General features: G+C 70.1%; 15 protein-coding genes. 8 read left to right on the forward strand and 7 right to left on the reverse strand.

Going from position 1 to position 15,986, the window contains the following annotated elements; genetic code table 11:
* Window positions 1-69: 69 nt before the first annotated feature.
* On the reverse strand, window positions 70-1,047 hold the full coding sequence (locus FB453_RS15495; RefSeq protein WP_486480278.1) for an ArsR/SmtB family transcription factor: 978 nt from the start codon (window positions 1,045-1,047) through the stop codon (window positions 70-72).
* A 68-nt stretch (window positions 1,048-1,115) separates the two neighbouring features.
* Here FB453_RS15495 and FB453_RS15500 point away from each other — a divergent pair, with 68 nt between their 5' ends.
* Together FB453_RS15500 and FB453_RS15505 are read left to right on the forward strand one after the other, a co-directional pair.
* Window positions 1,116-1,898 carry an SDR family oxidoreductase gene (locus FB453_RS15500; RefSeq protein ID WP_145790883.1) on the forward strand — a complete coding sequence of 261 codons (783 nt, stop codon included), beginning with the start codon at window positions 1,116-1,118 and terminating at the stop codon, window positions 1,896-1,898.
* Window positions 1,899-1,931: 33 nt separating this feature from the next.
* Window positions 1,932-3,308, forward strand: coding sequence for an MFS transporter (locus FB453_RS15505; protein WP_486480279.1), 1,377 nt, complete (start codon window positions 1,932-1,934; stop codon window positions 3,306-3,308).
* On the opposite strand, the gene FB453_RS15510 is transcribed toward FB453_RS15505, so the two are convergent.
* Window positions 3,244-6,243 carry a glycoside hydrolase family 95 protein gene (locus FB453_RS15510; RefSeq protein WP_145790885.1) on the reverse strand — a complete coding sequence of 1,000 codons (3,000 nt, stop codon included), beginning with the start codon at window positions 6,241-6,243 and terminating at the stop codon, window positions 3,244-3,246. The genes FB453_RS15505 and FB453_RS15510 overlap by 65 nt on opposite strands.
* A 467-nt stretch (window positions 6,244-6,710) precedes the next feature.
* On the opposite strand from FB453_RS15510, the gene FB453_RS15515 reads away from it, so the two are divergent.
* Window positions 6,711-7,715 (forward strand): hypothetical protein, encoded by a 1,005-nt coding sequence (locus FB453_RS15515; RefSeq protein ID WP_145790887.1) that lies wholly within the window; start codon window positions 6,711-6,713, stop codon window positions 7,713-7,715.
* Window positions 7,716-7,730: 15 nt separating this feature from the next.
* Here the strand turns inward: FB453_RS15515 and FB453_RS15520 are convergent, their stop codons facing one another.
* On the reverse strand, window positions 7,731-8,534 hold the full coding sequence (locus FB453_RS15520; RefSeq protein WP_145790889.1) for a helix-turn-helix transcriptional regulator: 804 nt from the start codon (window positions 8,532-8,534) through the stop codon (window positions 7,731-7,733).
* Between the two features lie 167 nt (window positions 8,535-8,701).
* Here FB453_RS15520 and FB453_RS15525 point away from each other — a divergent pair, with 167 nt between their 5' ends.
* Both FB453_RS15525 and FB453_RS15530 read left to right on the forward strand, forming a co-directional pair.
* Window positions 8,702-9,046: a DUF1330 domain-containing protein gene (locus FB453_RS15525; protein WP_145790891.1), complete on the forward strand. Its 345-nt coding sequence runs from the start codon at window positions 8,702-8,704 to the stop codon at window positions 9,044-9,046.
* Between the two features lie 105 nt (window positions 9,047-9,151).
* Window positions 9,152-10,027, forward strand: a complete 876-nt coding sequence (locus tag FB453_RS15530; RefSeq protein WP_222431354.1) for an alpha/beta fold hydrolase — start codon at window positions 9,152-9,154, stop codon at window positions 10,025-10,027.
* Between the two features lie 7 nt (window positions 10,028-10,034).
* Here FB453_RS15530 and FB453_RS15535 read toward each other — a convergent pair whose 3' ends face one another.
* Window positions 10,035-10,265: a hypothetical protein gene (locus FB453_RS15535; RefSeq protein WP_112584423.1), complete on the reverse strand. Its 231-nt coding sequence runs from the start codon at window positions 10,263-10,265 to the stop codon at window positions 10,035-10,037.
* Window positions 10,266-10,361: 96 nt separating this feature from the next.
* Between FB453_RS15535 and FB453_RS15540 the strand changes: the two genes are divergently transcribed.
* Together FB453_RS15540 and FB453_RS15545 are read left to right on the forward strand one after the other, a co-directional pair.
* Window positions 10,362-11,087, forward strand: coding sequence for a TetR/AcrR family transcriptional regulator C-terminal domain-containing protein (locus tag FB453_RS15540; protein WP_486480280.1), 726 nt, complete (start codon window positions 10,362-10,364; stop codon window positions 11,085-11,087).
* Between the two features lie 174 nt (window positions 11,088-11,261).
* The gene (locus FB453_RS15545) at window positions 11,262-11,660 is read left to right on the forward strand and encodes a hypothetical protein (protein WP_145790893.1); all 399 of its coding nucleotides are present in this window, start codon (window positions 11,262-11,264) and stop codon (window positions 11,658-11,660) included.
* Between the two features lie 4 nt (window positions 11,661-11,664).
* On the opposite strand, the gene FB453_RS15550 is transcribed toward FB453_RS15545, so the two are convergent.
* The 3 genes from FB453_RS15550 to FB453_RS15560 all read right to left on the reverse strand — a co-directional run bounded on the left by FB453_RS15550 (window position 11,665) and on the right by FB453_RS15560 (window position 14,634).
* Window positions 11,665-12,837 (reverse strand): hypothetical protein, encoded by a 1,173-nt coding sequence (locus FB453_RS15550; protein ID WP_145790895.1) that lies wholly within the window; start codon window positions 12,835-12,837, stop codon window positions 11,665-11,667.
* Entirely contained in the window at window positions 12,834-13,349 is a 516-nt protein-coding gene (locus tag FB453_RS15555) for a SigE family RNA polymerase sigma factor (RefSeq protein ID WP_091407022.1), read from the reverse strand. Before FB453_RS15555 ends, FB453_RS15550 begins: the two co-directional genes overlap by 4 nt.
* 106 nt (window positions 13,350-13,455) lie before the next feature.
* The gene (locus FB453_RS15560; RefSeq protein WP_145790897.1) at window positions 13,456-14,634 is read right to left on the reverse strand and encodes an aminotransferase class I/II-fold pyridoxal phosphate-dependent enzyme; all 1,179 of its coding nucleotides are present in this window, start codon (window positions 14,632-14,634) and stop codon (window positions 13,456-13,458) included.
* Between the two features lie 283 nt (window positions 14,635-14,917).
* Between FB453_RS15560 and FB453_RS15565 the strand changes: the two genes are divergently transcribed.
* A complete protein-coding gene (locus tag FB453_RS15565) occupies window positions 14,918-15,964 on the forward strand; it encodes an SMP-30/gluconolactonase/LRE family protein (RefSeq protein WP_145790899.1) in 1,047 nt (348 codons plus the stop codon).
* Window positions 15,965-15,986 lie beyond the last annotated feature (22 nt).

The following is a 15,986-nucleotide window of genomic DNA, read 5'->3' on the forward strand; positions in this document are numbered from 1 at the left end:
GGCTGGGGTCGTGGCAGCATGTGGCTGGCGGGCATGATCACCGAGGGACAGCGTCTCGGTCCACCGGGATCACTGCTCCGCCGCCTGGCCGACCACCTGGTCACCAAGAGGGCTGCGCCGGTACAGCACGTGCCGTCCGTCGCGGGCGCGAGTGATCAGGCCTGTCCCGTGGAGGACCTTCAGGTGTTGTGACACGGCGCTGGGTGTGACGGTGAGCCGGCGGGCGATCTCCACGGTCGGTAGCGGTTCGGCAAGGAGGTGGAGCAGTCGCGCTCTGGGCGCGCCGAGGAGCGATGTGACGGCGGCCGCGTCGGCGGTCGGTGTCGGCGCCCAGAGCGTTGCTACTCCACGGCAGGGGTATGCCAGCACTGGCGGTTCCTGCGGGCTGACTGGCGGGGCGGGCTTGTAGGAGAACACGGACGGCACCAGCAGAAGTCCTCGGCCGGCTGCCGCGACATGGTGCCTGCCGATCATCTTGTCGATGTGCAGGACGCCGTCCTGCCAGCGCAGATTCGGGTGCATGTCGGCGAAGAGCAGGCGCGCGCCTCCGACGGCCAGTTGTCTGGCGCGGTAGGTCATGTCTGCTTCCAGGACCAGTCGCATCTGCGGCCAGGTCGGCTTGATCGCGATCTCCCAGTAACGCTGGAGGTGGTCGCAGATGGCATCGCGGAGTGCGAGGACAGGAGCATCGTCGTCCGCGGCGATCTCCTGCAAGATGTCCGGAAGCCGGCCACGTACGTACACGGCCAACACGTCGCGGCGAACGACATCCGGAGGCGTCCGGCGTACTGCGGCCAACTCTTCTTCGAAGGTTACGGCGAACTCCGTCGGCCGGGGCGTCAGGAAATCCGCAACGGCGCGATCCGGTCCGACCAGGGACATCAGCAGGTCGGCACCGGGCTTATCGAGTCTGCCGAGAACCGACCTGCGCCACGGCAGGTGCAGCGCATACAAGCCGGGCTCGCGCAATACCCGCAGGCTGAGCACGGTCTGGTAGATCGGTGAGATCGCGAAGCGGGTGTCCGCGAGGTCCTCGACGCTGAGCATGAAGCTGATCATTAAGCTGCAGGCTACATCGCTTGGCGTCGCCGCCACCGTGCCGTGGACTATCCGGCATGACACAGATCAACATGACAGAGCAGGTCATTCGGCGTACGGCGATCGTCACGGGCGCGGCACGGGGCATCGGCGCCGGGGTGTCCAGGCGTTTGGCGCGCGATGGCCTCGCGGTCGCCGTGGTCGACCTGGTCGAGGAAGACTGCGCCGGCACCGTGGATGCCATCACGCGCGACGGCGGAACAGCGGCGGCGTTCGCCGCCGACGTCAACGACGAGTCGGCCGTGACCGCCGCTGTCACTCGGATCGCGGCCGAGTTGGGATCACCGACGGTGCTGATCAACAACGCCGGCATCGGCGGCCCCAACGCCGGCGTCGAGGAGACGAGCACCCAGCAGTGGGACGCGGTCACCGGGGTCAGCCTGCGCGGAACGTTCTTCCTCACCCGGGCCGTGACCCCCTACATGATGGCGGCCGGCTGGGGACGGATCGTCAACATGTCGAGCATTTCCGCGCTCGGCGATTCCGGCCGCGTTGACTACGCCGCCGCGAAGGCCGGTCTGATCGGCTTCACCAAATCGCTCGCGCTGCGGCTCGGGCAGCACGGCGTGACGGCGAACGCCATCGGGCCAGGCTTCGTGGTCAGTGACATGACCAGGGTCGGGGCTCAGCGGCGGGGCCGCAGCTTCGAGGAGCACCAGCGGATCGTGGCGCAGACCATCCCGGTGCGCCGGGTCGGCGAGCCCGAGGACATCGCGCACACCGCGTCGTACCTGGTCAGCCCCGAAGCCGGGTTCGTCTCCGGCCAGGTCATCTACGTCGCCGGCGGGCCGGTGGACTGACGTGACCGACGCTTTCGCACAGGCGGTTCGCACATGAGTCGCAGGCTGCTGGTGCTCCTCGCCCTCACCTGCGGGGTCGCCGTCGGAAACATCTACTTCCCCCAGACGATCAGCCCGCTGGTCGCCGCCAGCCTGCACGTCAGCGCTGACTCGGCCGCCCTGGTGGTGACCGCGGTGCAGTTCGGCTATGCCGCCGGGATCTTCCTGTTGGTGCCGCTCGGCGACCGGCTCCCGCACCGCCCGCTGATCGTCACCCTGCTCGGCCTCACCGGGCTGGGGCTGCTCGCCGCGAGCGCCGCACCCGCGCTGCCGCCGTTCGTCGGCGCGAGCGCCCTCGTCGGGGTCACGACGGTTGTCGCGCCGATCATCGGCCCCATGGCAGCCGGACTCGTTGCCGACGACCAGCGCGGCGTGGTCAGCGGCACCCTGCTGAGCGGCTCCATCGCTGGCATGCTGCTGTCCCGCACCGTCGCGGGCACCATCGGCGACTGGTTCGGATGGCGGGCCCCCTACCTGACGGCGGCGGCGTCCGTGCTGTTCATCGCCGTGGTCATGGCCCGCGTACTGCCGACAACACGACCGCCGTCCGGACACCGATACCCAGCGCTGCTGGCCGAGTCGCTGCGACTGCTGCGCACCGAGGCCGACCTGCGCCGCTCCTGCTTCTACCAGGCGACGGTCTTCGCCGGTTTCTCCGCGGTCTGGACCGCCGTCGCGCTGCTGCTCACCGGTCCCACATACGACTTGGGCGCACCGGCGGTCGGAACGCTCGCACTTGTCAACGCGGCGACAATGCTGTGCACCCCGGTCGCCGGACGGCAGGTGGACCGTCGGGGCAGCGACGCGGTGAATCTGGCCTGCCTGCTCGGGGTCATCGCCTCGGCCGTCGTCCTCGCGTTCGCCAGTCTCGGCGGGGCGGGAGGCCTCGCGGCACTGGCGCTCGGCACGTTGCTGCTCGACGTCGGGATGCAGTCCGGCATGGTCGCCAACCAGGTACGCATCTACGCCCTGCGGCCGGAAGCCCGGAGCAGACTCAACACCGCCTACATGACCTGTGCCTACCTCGGCGGCAGCCTCGGCTCCTGGCTCGGAGCCCGCGCCTACGCCCACTTCGGGTGGCTGGGCGTATGCGCGGTCCTGGCGCTCCTCGCCGCGATCGCTCTTGCCCGCCACCTGACGTCAAGCCCGACCACCGGCCACCCTCGAACCACGGTCGCCGCCCAGAACACCGGGACCTCCGAGATCATCGCGGCACGGCCCACCTCGTTGGGCGAGGAGCCGCGACCGGGCCCGTCCCTGGTGGGGACGGGCCCGGTCGTGCTCCCCCGAGCAGGATTCGTTGCCGTCAGCCCCCGATCGCGATGGCGAAGATGTGCATGGTCGGCACGTTCGTGGCGGGCCGGGCGCTGATGTTGGGCAGCACGACCGAGGCCACCGCCTTGCTCTGCAACGCGACACCCACGTAGTAGATGCAGGCGGCGGTGGCCTGGCGGCCGTTGTTGGGCCGGTTCTGGTACGCGGACACGATGGCCGCGGTGCCCCCGGAGTGCGGCCCGCCGTACCAGTCGGGCGTGCTCAACGTGAACGCCTGGCGGGTGCCGTCGGCGTAGACCACAGTCCCGGTCCCCGACACCGCGCCGTAGGTGCCGGTCAGCAGGAAACCGAGCGTGCTGCCGGTGCCGGTCACGCCGATGGTCTGGCCCGAGGCGACGGCGTTGTCGGCGGCCCCGGAGCTGACGTTGGGCCAGCGGAAGTTGACCCCGTTGCGGCTCACCGTGCCGCCCGGGCTGGCACCGGCCTGCGCCAGCGCCTGCGCGGAGAGCGAGGCCCCGCCGCCGTCGAAGTTCCCGACGTTGGTGTTGCTGTCGCTGGTGATGCCGACGTTGCTGAAGCTCTGCTCCAGCGTCGGCGTGGTGGCACCGGAACTGGTGACGCGGTAGGTGCGTCCGGCCTGCACTGTGACGTCGATCAGGTCGGACTCGATCCGGGTGGTCCGGGCCGCCGTACCGTCGGCGGTGTCGACCACCGTGACGGTGCCGGTCAGGATCCGGGAGCGCAGGCGGACGGTGCCGGCCCGGTCCGGTCGGATGAGGATCTCGGTGGCCAGACCGCTCGCCCAGGTGATGCCGACCGTGTGCCCACCCCGACCGCGCAGGCCGGTCACCCGCCCGTTCGGCCAGGCCGGCGGCAGCGCGGGCAGGACGTGCAGCTCGCCGGTGTGGCTCTGCAACAGCATCTCGGCGATGCCGGCGGTGGCGCCGAAGTTGCCGTCGATCTGGAACGGCGGGTGCAGGTCGAACATGTTGGGCGCGAGCCGCGCGGTGGTGGCAAGGTAGCGGATCAGGTCGTGGGCCCGCTTGCCCTCCTCCATCCGAGCCCAGAAGTTGATTTTCCAGGCCAACGACCAGCCTGTGCCGTCGTCGCCGCGCAGCGCCAGGGTCCGCCGGGCCGCCTCGAACAGCTGCGGGGTGCCGCGCTTGGTGATCTGGTTGCTGGGGGCCAGCCCGTACAGGTGCGAGATGTGCCGGTGGTTGGGTTCGGTCTCCACCCAGTCGTAGAGCCACTCCATGATGTTGCCGCGCGAGCCGATCTTCATGGGTGGGAGCCGGTCCCGGGTGGCGCGAACCTGCGCCCGGAAGGTGCTGTCCACGTTGAGGATCTCGCTGGCCCGGGCGCACGCGTCGAACAGGTCCCGCAGGATCTGGTTGTCCATGGTGGGGCCGGCGCACACGCTGGCGTTCGCGTGGTGACTCAGCTCCGGCGAGTTCGACGGGTTGGTCACCAGGTAACCGAGGGTCGGCTCGGTCACCAGAGTGTTGAGGAAGAACTGCGCCGCGCCCTTCATGGCCGGGTAGTTCGTCCGCAGGAACTCGATGTCGCCGTTGAACAGGTAGTGGTCCCAGATCAACGTGGACAGCCAGGCACCGCCGGTCTGCCACATGCCCCAGAACGCGCCGTCCACCACCGCGGTGGCCCGCCACGCGTCGGTGTTGTGGTGGGTGACCCAGCCACTGGCGGCGCCGTACTGCACCTGGGCGGTCCGCGCTCCGGCGACGGCGAGGTCTCTGACCATGTCGAAGACCGGGTTGTGGCACTCGGCCAGGTTGGTGGTGTTGGCCGGCCAGTAGTTCATCGGCAGGTTGGCGTTGATCGTGTATTTCGAGTCCCACGCCGGGGCCAGCGAGTCGTTCCAGATGCCCTGGAGGTTGGCCGGCTGGGTGCCGGGCCGCGACGACGAGATCAGCAGGTAGCGGCCGTACTGGAACAGCAGCGTGGAGAACTGCGGGTCGTTGACGCTGTTGTGCTGGGCGATCCGGACATCCGTCGTCTGGTCGGCCGCGGACGTGCGCCCCAGATCGAGAGTGACCCGGCCGAACAGCGCCTGGTAGTCGGCCACGTGCCGGCTGCGCAGCTGGTCGTAGCTGCTGGCCCGCGCGCCGGTGAGGCGCTGCCGGGCGATGCCCTGGTAGTCGCCGCCGACGTTGCGGTAGTTGACGTAGCTGGAGCCGATGGAGATCAGCAGGGTCACGCTGTTGGCGTTGGTCACCCGCAGGGTGCCGCCGGAGCTGGACACGCTGCCGCCGCTGACTGTCGCGTTGGCCAGGGCCAGGAAGCGGACCGCGCCGGTGACGCCCTCCATGTTTCCGGAGACGCCGTCGAGGCCGATCGTGGTGCCGTCCGGGCTGGACACCGTGGTGCGCTGCGGGCTGTCGAAGGTGGCGGTGAAGCTGATCGAGCCGGTCCGGTCGGCGGTCAGTCGGATCGCGATGACCTGGTCGGGCGCGCTGGCGAACACCTCCCGCTGGTGACGAACGCCGTTCAGCACGTACGACGTCGTCACGGTGGCGGTGGTGAGGTCGAGCGTCCGGTCGTACTGTGACGCTCCGCTGGCGGAACCGAAGGCGAGCCGCAGGTTGCCGACGGTCTGGTAGGCGAGCTGGCCGCCGGGGTTGCCCATCATGGTCTGGTTGATCAGATCCTGGGCCTGGGTCCACTGGTTCGCGTTGACCAGCCGCCGGATCTCCGCGAGTGCTCCCGCGCCTCTGGGGTTGCTGGGGTCGTGCGGCCCACCGGCCCAGACGGTGTCCTCATTGAGCTGAAGTCGCTCGGTGTCGACGTTGCCGAAGACCATGGCGCCGAGCCGGCCGTTGCCGATCGGCAGCGCCCGCAGCCAGTCGGTCCCTGCTCCCTCGTCGTACCAGAGGGCGAGGTCCCCGGCGGCCAACACCTGCGGCGGCGCCACCGAGTCCGCTCGTGCCACGGCGGTCCAGGGCACCGGCAGGAGAGCACCACCCGCGCCGGCTGCGCCGATCTTGAGGGCCTGCCGTCGGGTCAGGTCTGACATCGATCCTCCAAACGGTGACCAGTCCGGCCACCCCGAAGCGTGACAACTATGGGACTCGACATGGGGATCCGCTTGGTGGCCAACCGGGCCCTGCCTGAGCAGGCCGACGCCGGGCCTTGGCGAGCCAGACATCTGATGTGTTTCGGGAAGGTTACTCCGGGGCCACAGAATAGGCAACGGTCGATCGATGGGTGGACACGGCGCCGCTCTCGCCGGTCAGCAACATGCACGAGCGGATGAGCAGCGGCGTAGCGACAAGGCACAGCACTGCGATCCGCCAGAATCACGCCGACGATCACCCACCCCGATGGGCATACATCAGATGTACGCAGGCGGGCAGCCGAGCCAGCCGCGCACCAGCTCCGAAGTGCGCCCCGAAGCGGCTCAGGACTGCGACTCCCGTACGCAATCCGGTTGTTCTCCGCCGGCCCACGGGTAACCATGGGCGGCATGGCGGGAGGGCGGCGGTGAGATCGCCTCTTCAGGGCGGACTACCGCCGGGCGGCGCGGTGGTGGTCGGGGCCGTCGTGGAGATCGCCTGCGACGAGTCAGGATTCTCGGGAACGAACCTGCTGCACTCGACCGCTCCGGTGATCACGCATGCGAGCGTCGACCTGGCCGTCGACGAGGCGGTCGCGCTCATCACCGCCCTGCGGTCCGGGTTCCGGTTCTCACCGCACGAGCTCAAGTCCGGCCGGTTCCTGCGCGGGTCGGGTGCGCAAGAGGCACTGGAGTGGTTCCTGGCGGCGCTGGCCGGCCGCGCGCACGTTCACCTCATCGACAAGGAATTCTTCCTCGTCACCCGGATCGTGGACTTCCTGCTGGCCGAGCCGTCGTACGCGGCGGGCACCCGCCTGGCTCGCGAGCACCATCCGGCGGCTCTCGCCCTGCACGAGGCCGGACGTTCGGCGGGAGGCGACTGGGGCGCCTTCCTGTCGGCGTTCGTCGATCTGGTCCGAATGAAGCGGCGACTTCCGGTCGACCAGACCGTGCAGCGGTTCTTCCAGGCCCGCGACGCGCTGCGGCGACACGGCCTCGGCACGGTGGCCGACGCCGTCCTCGACGGGCTCAGCCCGAGTTACGTGCGGGCCGTGGTGGCCAGGCTCGACGTCGACGACCGCACGTTCCCTCCCCCGCTGGAACCGCTGCTGCCGGCGCTGGCGGAGACGGTTCTGTCCTGGAGCGGCGGCCAGCGGCAGGTGCTGGTGACCCACGACGAGCAGAGCGCCCTGACGGCCGACCGGCTGACCCGCCTCCAGCGCGTGTTGGCCGACGGCGACGCGTCGGCGGTCGGCGTCAACCGGGCTGGAGCACTGCCGAACGGCGTGTCGCCCCTGGCGGGGCTGGTGGTCGTCGACTCCCGTGACGATCCACGCGTGCAGGTAGCGGATCTCCTCGCCGGAGTGGCCCGGCGGATGCCGGGCATCATCGACGACGCGCTCCGTCAGCCACCGGCCGCTCCCCCCGGGTGACGGGCAGCGGCCGGGTCACGACGCGGCACGGGCTCGGAGGGCTTGCGTGGTCGCCGAGTCAGCGGGAAAGAACGCCTCGACGGCCAACCCGGCGACTGTCACATCCCGCGGCGTACCGAAGAGGGTAGTGGTGCTGACGAAGGACAGCTCCTGGTCACAGTGCCGGTAGCGCAGCGGGACGAGAACACGTGAAAGGGCATCGCTGGCCGGTGTCGTGTCGACGTCACCACCGGGATAGCCGCGAAGCTCCTCGTGCAGGTCGTACAGGATCGGGTCGTTGGTTGTCGCCGCCTGCTGGTGCAGCCGTTTCAGCAGGTGGGCGCGCCACTCGGGCAGGTTGACGATGCGCGGCGCCAGACCGTCGGGGTGCAGGCCGAGGCGCAGCACGTTGATCGGTGGGGTGAGCAGGTGGGGCTGCACATCCATTGTGAACAGGTCGACGGCAGGGTTGGCGTCGACGAGGTGCCAGTGCTGGTCCACGAGCAGCGCGGGGTACGGGCTGTGACCGTCGAGGATCTGCCGTACGGCGGCCCGTACCGGTGCCAGCTCGGGGTCGCTCAGTTCGTGGCGGGGGTACGCAGGCGCGTAGCCGCCGGCCAGCAGCATCGTGTTGCGCTCGGCCAGCGGCATCTCCAGGTGTTCGGCCAACCGCAGGAGGAGCTCAGGGCTCGGCCGGGATCGGCCGGTCTCGACGAAGCTCAGGTGCCGGGCCGACACTCCCGCCTCGATCGACAGGTCGAGCTGGCTCATTCCGCGAGTCCGGCGCCAGTCGCGCAGCAGCTCCCCCACTGGGCGCCCGTGCCGGGTCGAGATCGTCACTCACCGACCCTAATTCCGCACTGACAGCCGGGCCATTACCTGCGAGGTAATCGACAGCCCACCACGACGCCGGAAAGATCGCTTCCGGAACGACCGATCCGGTGCCGTGAAGCGGTGGCCACCACCGCGACCCACGTCAGAAAACCAGACGCCAAGGACGGACAAACATGACCGCGTACGCGCTCGCACACCTCCGCAAGGCACCCGTCCACGCCGAGGTGCTGACGTACCTGGAGCGAATCAACGCCACCCTCGCGCCTTTCGCGGGCCGGTTCATCGTCCACGGCGGTGCCATCGACGTCCTGGAGGGCGACTGGCCCGGCGACGTGATCGTCATTGAGTTTCCCGACCTGCAGCAGGCCCGCTCCTGGTACCAGTCCAGCGATTATCAGGAGATCAAGCCTTTGCGGACGAGGCACCTCACCGGCGAGGTGATTCTCGTCGACGGAGTCGAGTCCGGGCACGACTCGTCGCAGATGGCCGCGGCCATTCGCCGCGCCACCGATCGGTAGCACCTGACCTGCTCCCCGCCAGGGCACGAGCGCCGTCCCGAAGAACCGATGGCTCGCCGCCCGCACGGCACCCTGACACAGGTCAGCCGGCCGTAGTCTCATCGGATGCAGGACATCCAGACGCACACCCTGGCCATTCCCGGCGTCGACCTGGTCTACGACGTCCGCGGCCCGCTACCTCCCACTGGCGCCCATCGGGCGCTACTCATGATCGGCCAGCCGATGGCGGCGGAAGGCTTCACCGCGCTCGCCCCGCACTTCACGGACCGCACGGTCCTCACCTACGACCCGCGTGGTCTGGGCCGCAGCGTCCGCAAGGACGGTCGGTCCGACCACACGCCGCAGCAGCAGGCCGCCGACCTGCACGCGCTCATTCAGGCGCTCGATGTCGGTCCGGTCGACGTCTTCGCCAGCAGCGGTGGCGCGGTGACCGCACTCGAACTGGTCGCCACCCACCCCGACGACGTCGCCACCCTGGTGGCGCACGAACCGCCGATCAACGCCGTGCTCCCCGACGCCACGGCAGCCGAGCGCGCCCGAGCCGGCTTCTATGAGGCGTACCAGGCGAAGGGTTCGGGGGCGGGAATGGCCGCGTTCATCGCCATGACGTCCTGGCAGGGCGAGTTCACCGATGCCTACTTCGCCCAGCCCACCCCCGACCCGGCAATGTTCGGCATGGCCGCCGACGACGACGGCAGCCGCGACGATCCGCTGCTGTCGCAGAACTCGTGGGCGATCACCGACTACCGTCCCGACGCGAGCGTGCTCAACGCCGCGTCCACCCGGATCGTGGTCGCGGTCGGCGAGGAGTCGGCCGGCACGTACACCGCTCGCACCGCCCTGGGCCTCGCGGCGCTGCTCGGCCAGGAGGCCGTGGTGTTCCCGAGCCACCACGGCGGGTTCCTCGGCGGCGAGTTCGGCTACGCAGGCAAGCCCGAGGAGTTCGCCGCGCGACTGCGGGAGGTACTGGACGCGGGCTGACCCCTGCTCAACGGGTTGCGTCGGTGTAGACCTCGACGTCGTAGAGCAACTGCACGTCGCGACGGCCGTTGGTGATGCCGACGAAGACCGGATCACCGGCCGGGGTGCGGCCCTGACGCCACGCCTGCTCCCGGGCGGCCTCCCGCGACTCGTGATGGATCCTGCCCTCCTGGTGCAGTTGCAGCACGCGACGGGCAGTGGTCCGGTCGGTGTCGAGATGGATTCGCAGGAGAGGCATGCCGGGACCTCCTTGCGCCAACCGTCACCCCGACTTCCGTACGGACAATCACCTTACCGTCGTTAAATTGCCTGTCCATCTGTTTAAGATGCCTCCATGACCCCCGTCGAGCCCGGCATGTCCACCTCACCCTCGAGGGCGCGACCGGACAATCACGCCGCGCCGCCGGTATGGCTGCGCGCGGCGCCGTCGCGGGCGCGGCGGAAGCCACCTTTGACCCTCGACCGCATCGTGGACGCTGCCGTGATCGTGCTGGACGAGCTCAGCGCCGAGGGCCTGACGATGCGCTGTCTCGCGCAGCGGCTCGACGTCACGGCGACCGCGTTGTACTGGCACGTGAGGACGAAGGACGACGTCCTGGACCTGGCCGTCGACCGGATCTTCGGCGATGTGCCCGTTCCGGACACGAGCGAGAGCTGGCTGGAGGACATCCGCGTCCTCGCTCGCGCCTGGCGTCGCGCCATGCTGGATCATCCCTGGGCCGCAGGGCTCGTCGGCCGCCCCATGCTCGGTCCGAACGTGCTGGCCCGCACCGAGTTTCTGCAATCGGCGCTGGTACGCGGCGGCTGTAGCGGACTGCACCTCGCGGTGGCGACGCGCCTGCTGGCCAACTACGTCATCGGCGCCTCGCTCACCGAAGCCACCTGGCGACGGACCACGGAGCCTGAAACCAGGGCCGCGGCCCGCGCCCATATCGTGGCGAGCGCCAACGCCTATCCGACCCTCGACGCCTCGGGCCACCTCGACGACACCCGATGGGACGACGACCTGCTGTTCGAGGAGGGCCTCAACGGCATTCTCCGCACGGCGGCCCGAGGCTAGCGAACGAGCCCATCGGTTACCGGTGCCACCAGGCGTCGCCGACCCCGCACCGTCCGGAACGAGTAAGAGGCTGGGACCTCGTGCAGATGGCCCGACCAGCCGTATCGTGGGACACGGAGGCGACGATCCGTCGTCTTCGATGAAGTTCCTCCCGCAGCGGTCGAGGAGAACGAGATGACTGGTCTGGCGGCCGTCAGCGCAATCGTGGGTGTCCTGCTCGTCGGTCTCGTGGTCCTGGTCCGCAAGCCGGCCAACACCCGGTCGGTGCTCAGATGGTCGGCCCTGGCGATCACCGCGCTGGTGGCCGCCATGCTGGCTCCCTTCACCGTGGACGACTCGGGCACCGCGGCCAGCTATCTGCTCGGCGTTCCCGTTGTCGCGGCACTGCTGCCCGTTCTCGCGCAGCGGATCGGTCGACTGACAGTGGTCGCCGATGTGGTGGCCGCGCTCATCCTCACCGGCTGGGGGCTGCTGCTCGGGCTGGGCATCGGTGTCGCGTTCCTACCAGCGGTGATACTCCTGATCGCCAGCGCCGCGGGCACCTGGGCGCCGCGACCGTCCACCATCACGTGACCGGTCACTGCCGGGTGCACCGCCATACCAGCGGCCGATACGCCTGGTTCTCGTAGACGGCCCCGACCACCGTCAGACCGTCGTCGCTGATTCCCTCGGCCGTGTACGTGCCCGCCTCGGTCGCCCGAACCTCGGGTCGGCCCGGCAGCCGGCGGGAGGTGCCGTCCGGGGCCACGACCAGCGGCGCACCGTCGACGACCAGCACATCACCATTGCCGGCGATGCCGCTCGTCCCCGGGAAGGGCAGCAGGCTCGCCGCCCCGGTGGCGAGATTCCACCGCACCGGCAGCATCTGCACGGTGCCGCTCCGTCGGCCGCCGGGAACCGTGCCGATCGCCCATTCGCCCTGCGCCGAGTCGACCGACGCGCGCGGGTAGCCGTCGGGCACTGCCAGCGCCGCCCCGACGCCCCGCGGCGTCCACCGGTAGGGCCGATCGCCGACGGTGCCGACGATCGTGCCGTCCTCGGTGATCCCGGTCGCGGACGACCCCCGCTGGCCGAGCAGCCGGTGCTTCTGGGGTTGGTCCGTCGACCACAGCACGGCCTGGTGCGAGTCGTCGGATTTGCGGGCGGTGCCGACGATGTCGCCCCGACCGTTGACGGCGTGCACGAGCACCGCGTCGTAGCCGGGCGGGGTGGCCAGGAAACGCAGCTTCCCGTCCCGGTACAGCCAGCCGGTGCCGTCGCCGTTGGTGCCGACCACATAGCCACGGGTGTTGACCGCTGCCGCGTGCCGCGCGGTCGCCGGCAGGACGACCGGCCGGCCGTCGGTCCACAGCACGACCCGTCCGTCCTCCCGCCCGGTGCCGATGTCGCCGACGATGTGCCGTCCGGTGGGATCGACCCCGCTGGCCACCGCGACCGGACCGCCGACCGGCAGCGGCAACCACGACGCCTGGCAGGTGACCGGCGGGCGCGGGGCGGCCGACCCGGTCACCGCCGGTGACACCGCGATCGCCGGCGTGTTGGGAACTGGCGGGCTGGTGGTCCCGCCGACCTGGACGGCACCCACCACACCGACCCCGGCCAGCACCGTCAGCGCGGCGATTCCGCCGGCTCGGCGACGCTGGCGGCGCCGCCGACCGTCGCGGACCGCCCGGCTCAGGTCGACCCGCGGCTCCGGTACCGGCACCGAGCGCAGCAGCTCGGCGATCCGCTGATCGTCCACCGTGGTCATCTCGGGCTCCTCACTGACATCTCGGTGACGTCGAGCACCTGGCGGACGGCCGCCAAGGCCCGAGCCGTCTGCGACTTCACGTTGCCTTCGGAGCAGCCCATCGCGGCGGCCGTGTCGCTCAGCGACAGGTCGCACAGGAAGCGCAGGACCAGCACGGTGCGCTGACCGCGCGGGAGGCGGGCGAGCGCGGCGAGCAGGCTGTCCCGCTCGGCCAGGTCGTCGTGTGGCGTCACCGGCGAGCGCTCCGGCTCCGGCACCGACCCCAGCAGGCGAACCTTCGCCCAGCTCAACCGCTTCTCATCGACGAGCTTGTGCACCAGCATCCGATGTACGTACGCGTCGACGTTGTCGGCCCGGCTGACCCGGCGCCAGTTCACGTAGAGCGCCGTGACCGTCTGCTGCACCACGTCGTCGGCCAGATGGGCGTCGCCGCACATCAGGAACGCGGTCCGATGCAGGCTCGGCAGTCGCGCGGAGACGTACTCCACGAACTCGCCCTCGGCATCCACCATCGAGGCTCCCTCCTCCGCAAGCTCGACGGGACCGGACCATCATCAGGTTGCGTCCCGTCGAAGAACGCTCGGAAGCCCTACCGCCCGGCCGCCGCGCGCCACGGCCTCAGCCGACGGCGCTGGTCATCCGGTGTACCGCCTCGATGATGAGCTCCGGCGCGGTGGCCAGGTTCAATCGGACGTGCCCCACACCGCCGGTGCCGAACGCCAGTCCGGAGTTCAGCGCCACCCGGCCACGGTCGAGGAACACGCTGGCCGGGTCGTCGCCGAGGCCCAGGGCGCGGCAGTCCAGCCAGGCCAGATAGGTGGCCTGACCGGGCTGGTAGCGGACGGCCGGCAGGTGCTCGGCGAGCAGCGCGGTCAGGAGCCGACGGTTGTCGTCCAGGCCGGCCAACAGGGCGTCGAGCCACTCGCCGCCGTCGCGGAAGGCAGCGGTGTGGGCGATCACGCCGAGGTGGCTGGTGCCGACGCTGACCCCGAACGGGACACGGGCGAGGTCCCCGGCCGCGGCCGGGCCGGCTGCCAGGAGCCCGCCGCGCAGGCCGGCAAGGTTCCACCCCTTGGAGGCGGACATCAGCGACAGGCCGTTCTCCGTGCCGGGCACCGAGAGGTACGGCACGAACCGCGCTCCCCCAGCCACCACGGGAGCATGGATCTCGTCGGCGACCACCCGCACCCCGTGCCGCTGGGCCAGTTCGGCGACGGCTGTCAACTCGGCCGCGCTGTGCATGACGCCGGTCGGGTTGTGCGGGCTGCAGAGCAGGTACGCGGCCGGCCGGCCACCGGCGCGAGCCCGCCGGAACGTGTCCCCCAGCGCGTCGAGGTCGATCCGCAGGTCCTCGCCGAGCGGTGCCTCCATGATCCGGCGCTCGGCATGCGCCACGGACTCGTAGAACGGCGGGTAGACCGGGCAGTTGACGACCACCGCGTCCCCCGGCTCGGTGACCAGTCGCAGCGCCTCGACGACGCCGTGCATGACATCAGGCACGAGCGCTGTGCGCTCCACGGCCAACCCGTCCCAACCCCACCGCCGCGCAGCGAACTCGGACACTGCCTGCGGGTACGCCGTTCCGGCGGTGTAGCCGGTGTCGCCGCGCGCGACGGCATCGGTGATCGCCCGCGCGACCGGCTCGGCCAGGGGCACGTCCATCTCCGCGACCCAGAGCGGCAGCACGTCGTCGGGGTACTCCCGCCACTTGAGGCTCGTCCGCTGCCGGAGCTGGTCGATCGTGAGCTGGCGGAGAGGATTGACCGCGGTTCGCGCACCACTGAGCAGGCCACTCATGTCCCCACCCTATTCCCTGCCTCCGGCCGACGCCTCGGGTCACCACTGACTTGTCCACTGTGGTCGTACCGGAAAGATTTCCGGAGACGGTTTTGGCATTGACCAGCGTCTTTGTTTTTGGGATCGTCGTACCGCTCGGAATCAACAGCGAAAGATTGCTGCGGGTAGCGAGTTCATAACCTAGGCTCCCGAATATCCACATCGACGGCCCGCCCTCACGCCGTGCCAGCCACCGACCTCGCACGCCGGCCATCGCAACCCTCTACGCCGATTGGAGTATTCGATGACCTGGCGTCCCACCATTGCCGCACTGGCCGGCCTGTGCCTCGCGGTCAGCGCCACCCCGTTGCCCGCCGGTGCTGCCACCGACGCTGCGCATGTCAGCGCTCACGCCGCGCTCGCCGGTCCGCCCGGCGCACCGCCCGGGGCCTGCCCGACGGGGGCCAGTTACGGTCCACCGCTGCCGGCCAGCACCGTGACGGCCCCGCGTATCCAGGGCGGGTTCACGTTCCTCGAAGGGCCGGTCTGGGTCGCCGACGGCGGCTACCTGCTGATGTCGGACATGACCGCCGGCACCGGGCCGTACAACGTCCAGCCGTCGACGATCCGCCGGTTCACCCCGCCGGCGAGCTTCGACACGTTCATCGCCGACGCCGGCAGCAACGGCCTGGCACTCAGCGCCGACGGTCAGCAGCTTGTCGCGGCCACTCACGACCAGCGGAGCGTGTCCGCGTACCGGTTGAGCGACCGGGCCCGCAGCACTGTCGCGCCGAACTACCAGGGCCGGGCGTTCAACTCGCCGAACGACGTCGCGGTCCGTTCCGACGGTGTCATCTACTTCACCGACCCCAACTTTCAGCGCGGCAACCGCCCGGACCAGATGAGCGGGCGTACCAGCGTCTTCCGCGTCTCCAACGGGCAGGTGTCGCTGGTCGACGATCGGTTGCGCCAACCGAACGGCATCTCGCTCTCGCCGGACGGGACCGCGCTGTACGTGGGCGCCTACTCCGAGAACAAGATCTACAAGTACGCGGTCCAGCCCGATGGCAGCATCGGCGCTCGCAGCGTCTTCGTGAACTACATCGGCGGCCCGGACGGCGGCACGATCGACTGCGCCGGCAACGTGTACTGGACCTCGGGCGGGGATTCCCTGGTCCACGTCTACTCCCCGGCGGGCACCCAGCTCGGCACGATCCGGTCCGGCAACTCCGGCACGACCAATGTGGCGTTCGGCGGCCCCGACCGGCAGACCCTCTTCGTCACGTCGGGCCGGTGGGGTGACTCCGGGCTGTACAGCGTGCGACTCAACGTCCCCGGATATCCGTACTGACCGACTGCTGTATGGCGCGCCG

It is taken from the genome of Micromonospora sp. CNZ322, assembly GCF_007827755.1.

Excerpts from the sequence above, each read along its gene's own strand:
- FB453_RS15495 (WP_486480278.1), bottom strand. The coding sequence starts at position 1,047 with ATGCTCAGCGTCGAGGACCTCGCGGACACCCGCTTCGCGATCTCACCG.
- FB453_RS15500 (WP_145790883.1), top strand. The coding sequence starts at position 1,116 with ATGACACAGATCAACATGACAGAGCAGGTCATTCGGCGTACGGCGATC.
- FB453_RS15505 (WP_486480279.1), top strand. The coding sequence starts at position 1,932 with ATGAGTCGCAGGCTGCTGGTGCTCCTCGCCCTCACCTGCGGGGTCGCC.
- FB453_RS15510 (WP_145790885.1), bottom strand. The coding sequence starts at position 6,243 with ATGTCAGACCTGACCCGACGGCAGGCCCTCAAGATCGGCGCAGCCGGC.
- FB453_RS15525 (WP_145790891.1), top strand. The coding sequence starts at position 8,702 with ATGACCGCGTACGCGCTCGCACACCTCCGCAAGGCACCCGTCCACGCC.
- FB453_RS15530 (WP_222431354.1), top strand. The coding sequence starts at position 9,152 with ATGCAGGACATCCAGACGCACACCCTGGCCATTCCCGGCGTCGACCTG.
- FB453_RS15535 (WP_112584423.1), bottom strand. The coding sequence starts at position 10,265 with ATGCCTCTCCTGCGAATCCATCTCGACACCGACCGGACCACTGCCCGT.
- FB453_RS15540 (WP_486480280.1), top strand. The coding sequence starts at position 10,362 with ATGACCCCCGTCGAGCCCGGCATGTCCACCTCACCCTCGAGGGCGCGA.
- FB453_RS15545 (WP_145790893.1), top strand. The coding sequence starts at position 11,262 with ATGACTGGTCTGGCGGCCGTCAGCGCAATCGTGGGTGTCCTGCTCGTC.
- FB453_RS15550 (WP_145790895.1), bottom strand. The coding sequence starts at position 12,837 with ATGACCACGGTGGACGATCAGCGGATCGCCGAGCTGCTGCGCTCGGTG.
- FB453_RS15555 (WP_091407022.1), bottom strand. The coding sequence starts at position 13,349 with ATGGTGGATGCCGAGGGCGAGTTCGTGGAGTACGTCTCCGCGCGACTG.
- FB453_RS15560 (WP_145790897.1), bottom strand. The coding sequence starts at position 14,634 with ATGAGTGGCCTGCTCAGTGGTGCGCGAACCGCGGTCAATCCTCTCCGC.
- FB453_RS15565 (WP_145790899.1), top strand. The coding sequence starts at position 14,918 with ATGACCTGGCGTCCCACCATTGCCGCACTGGCCGGCCTGTGCCTCGCG.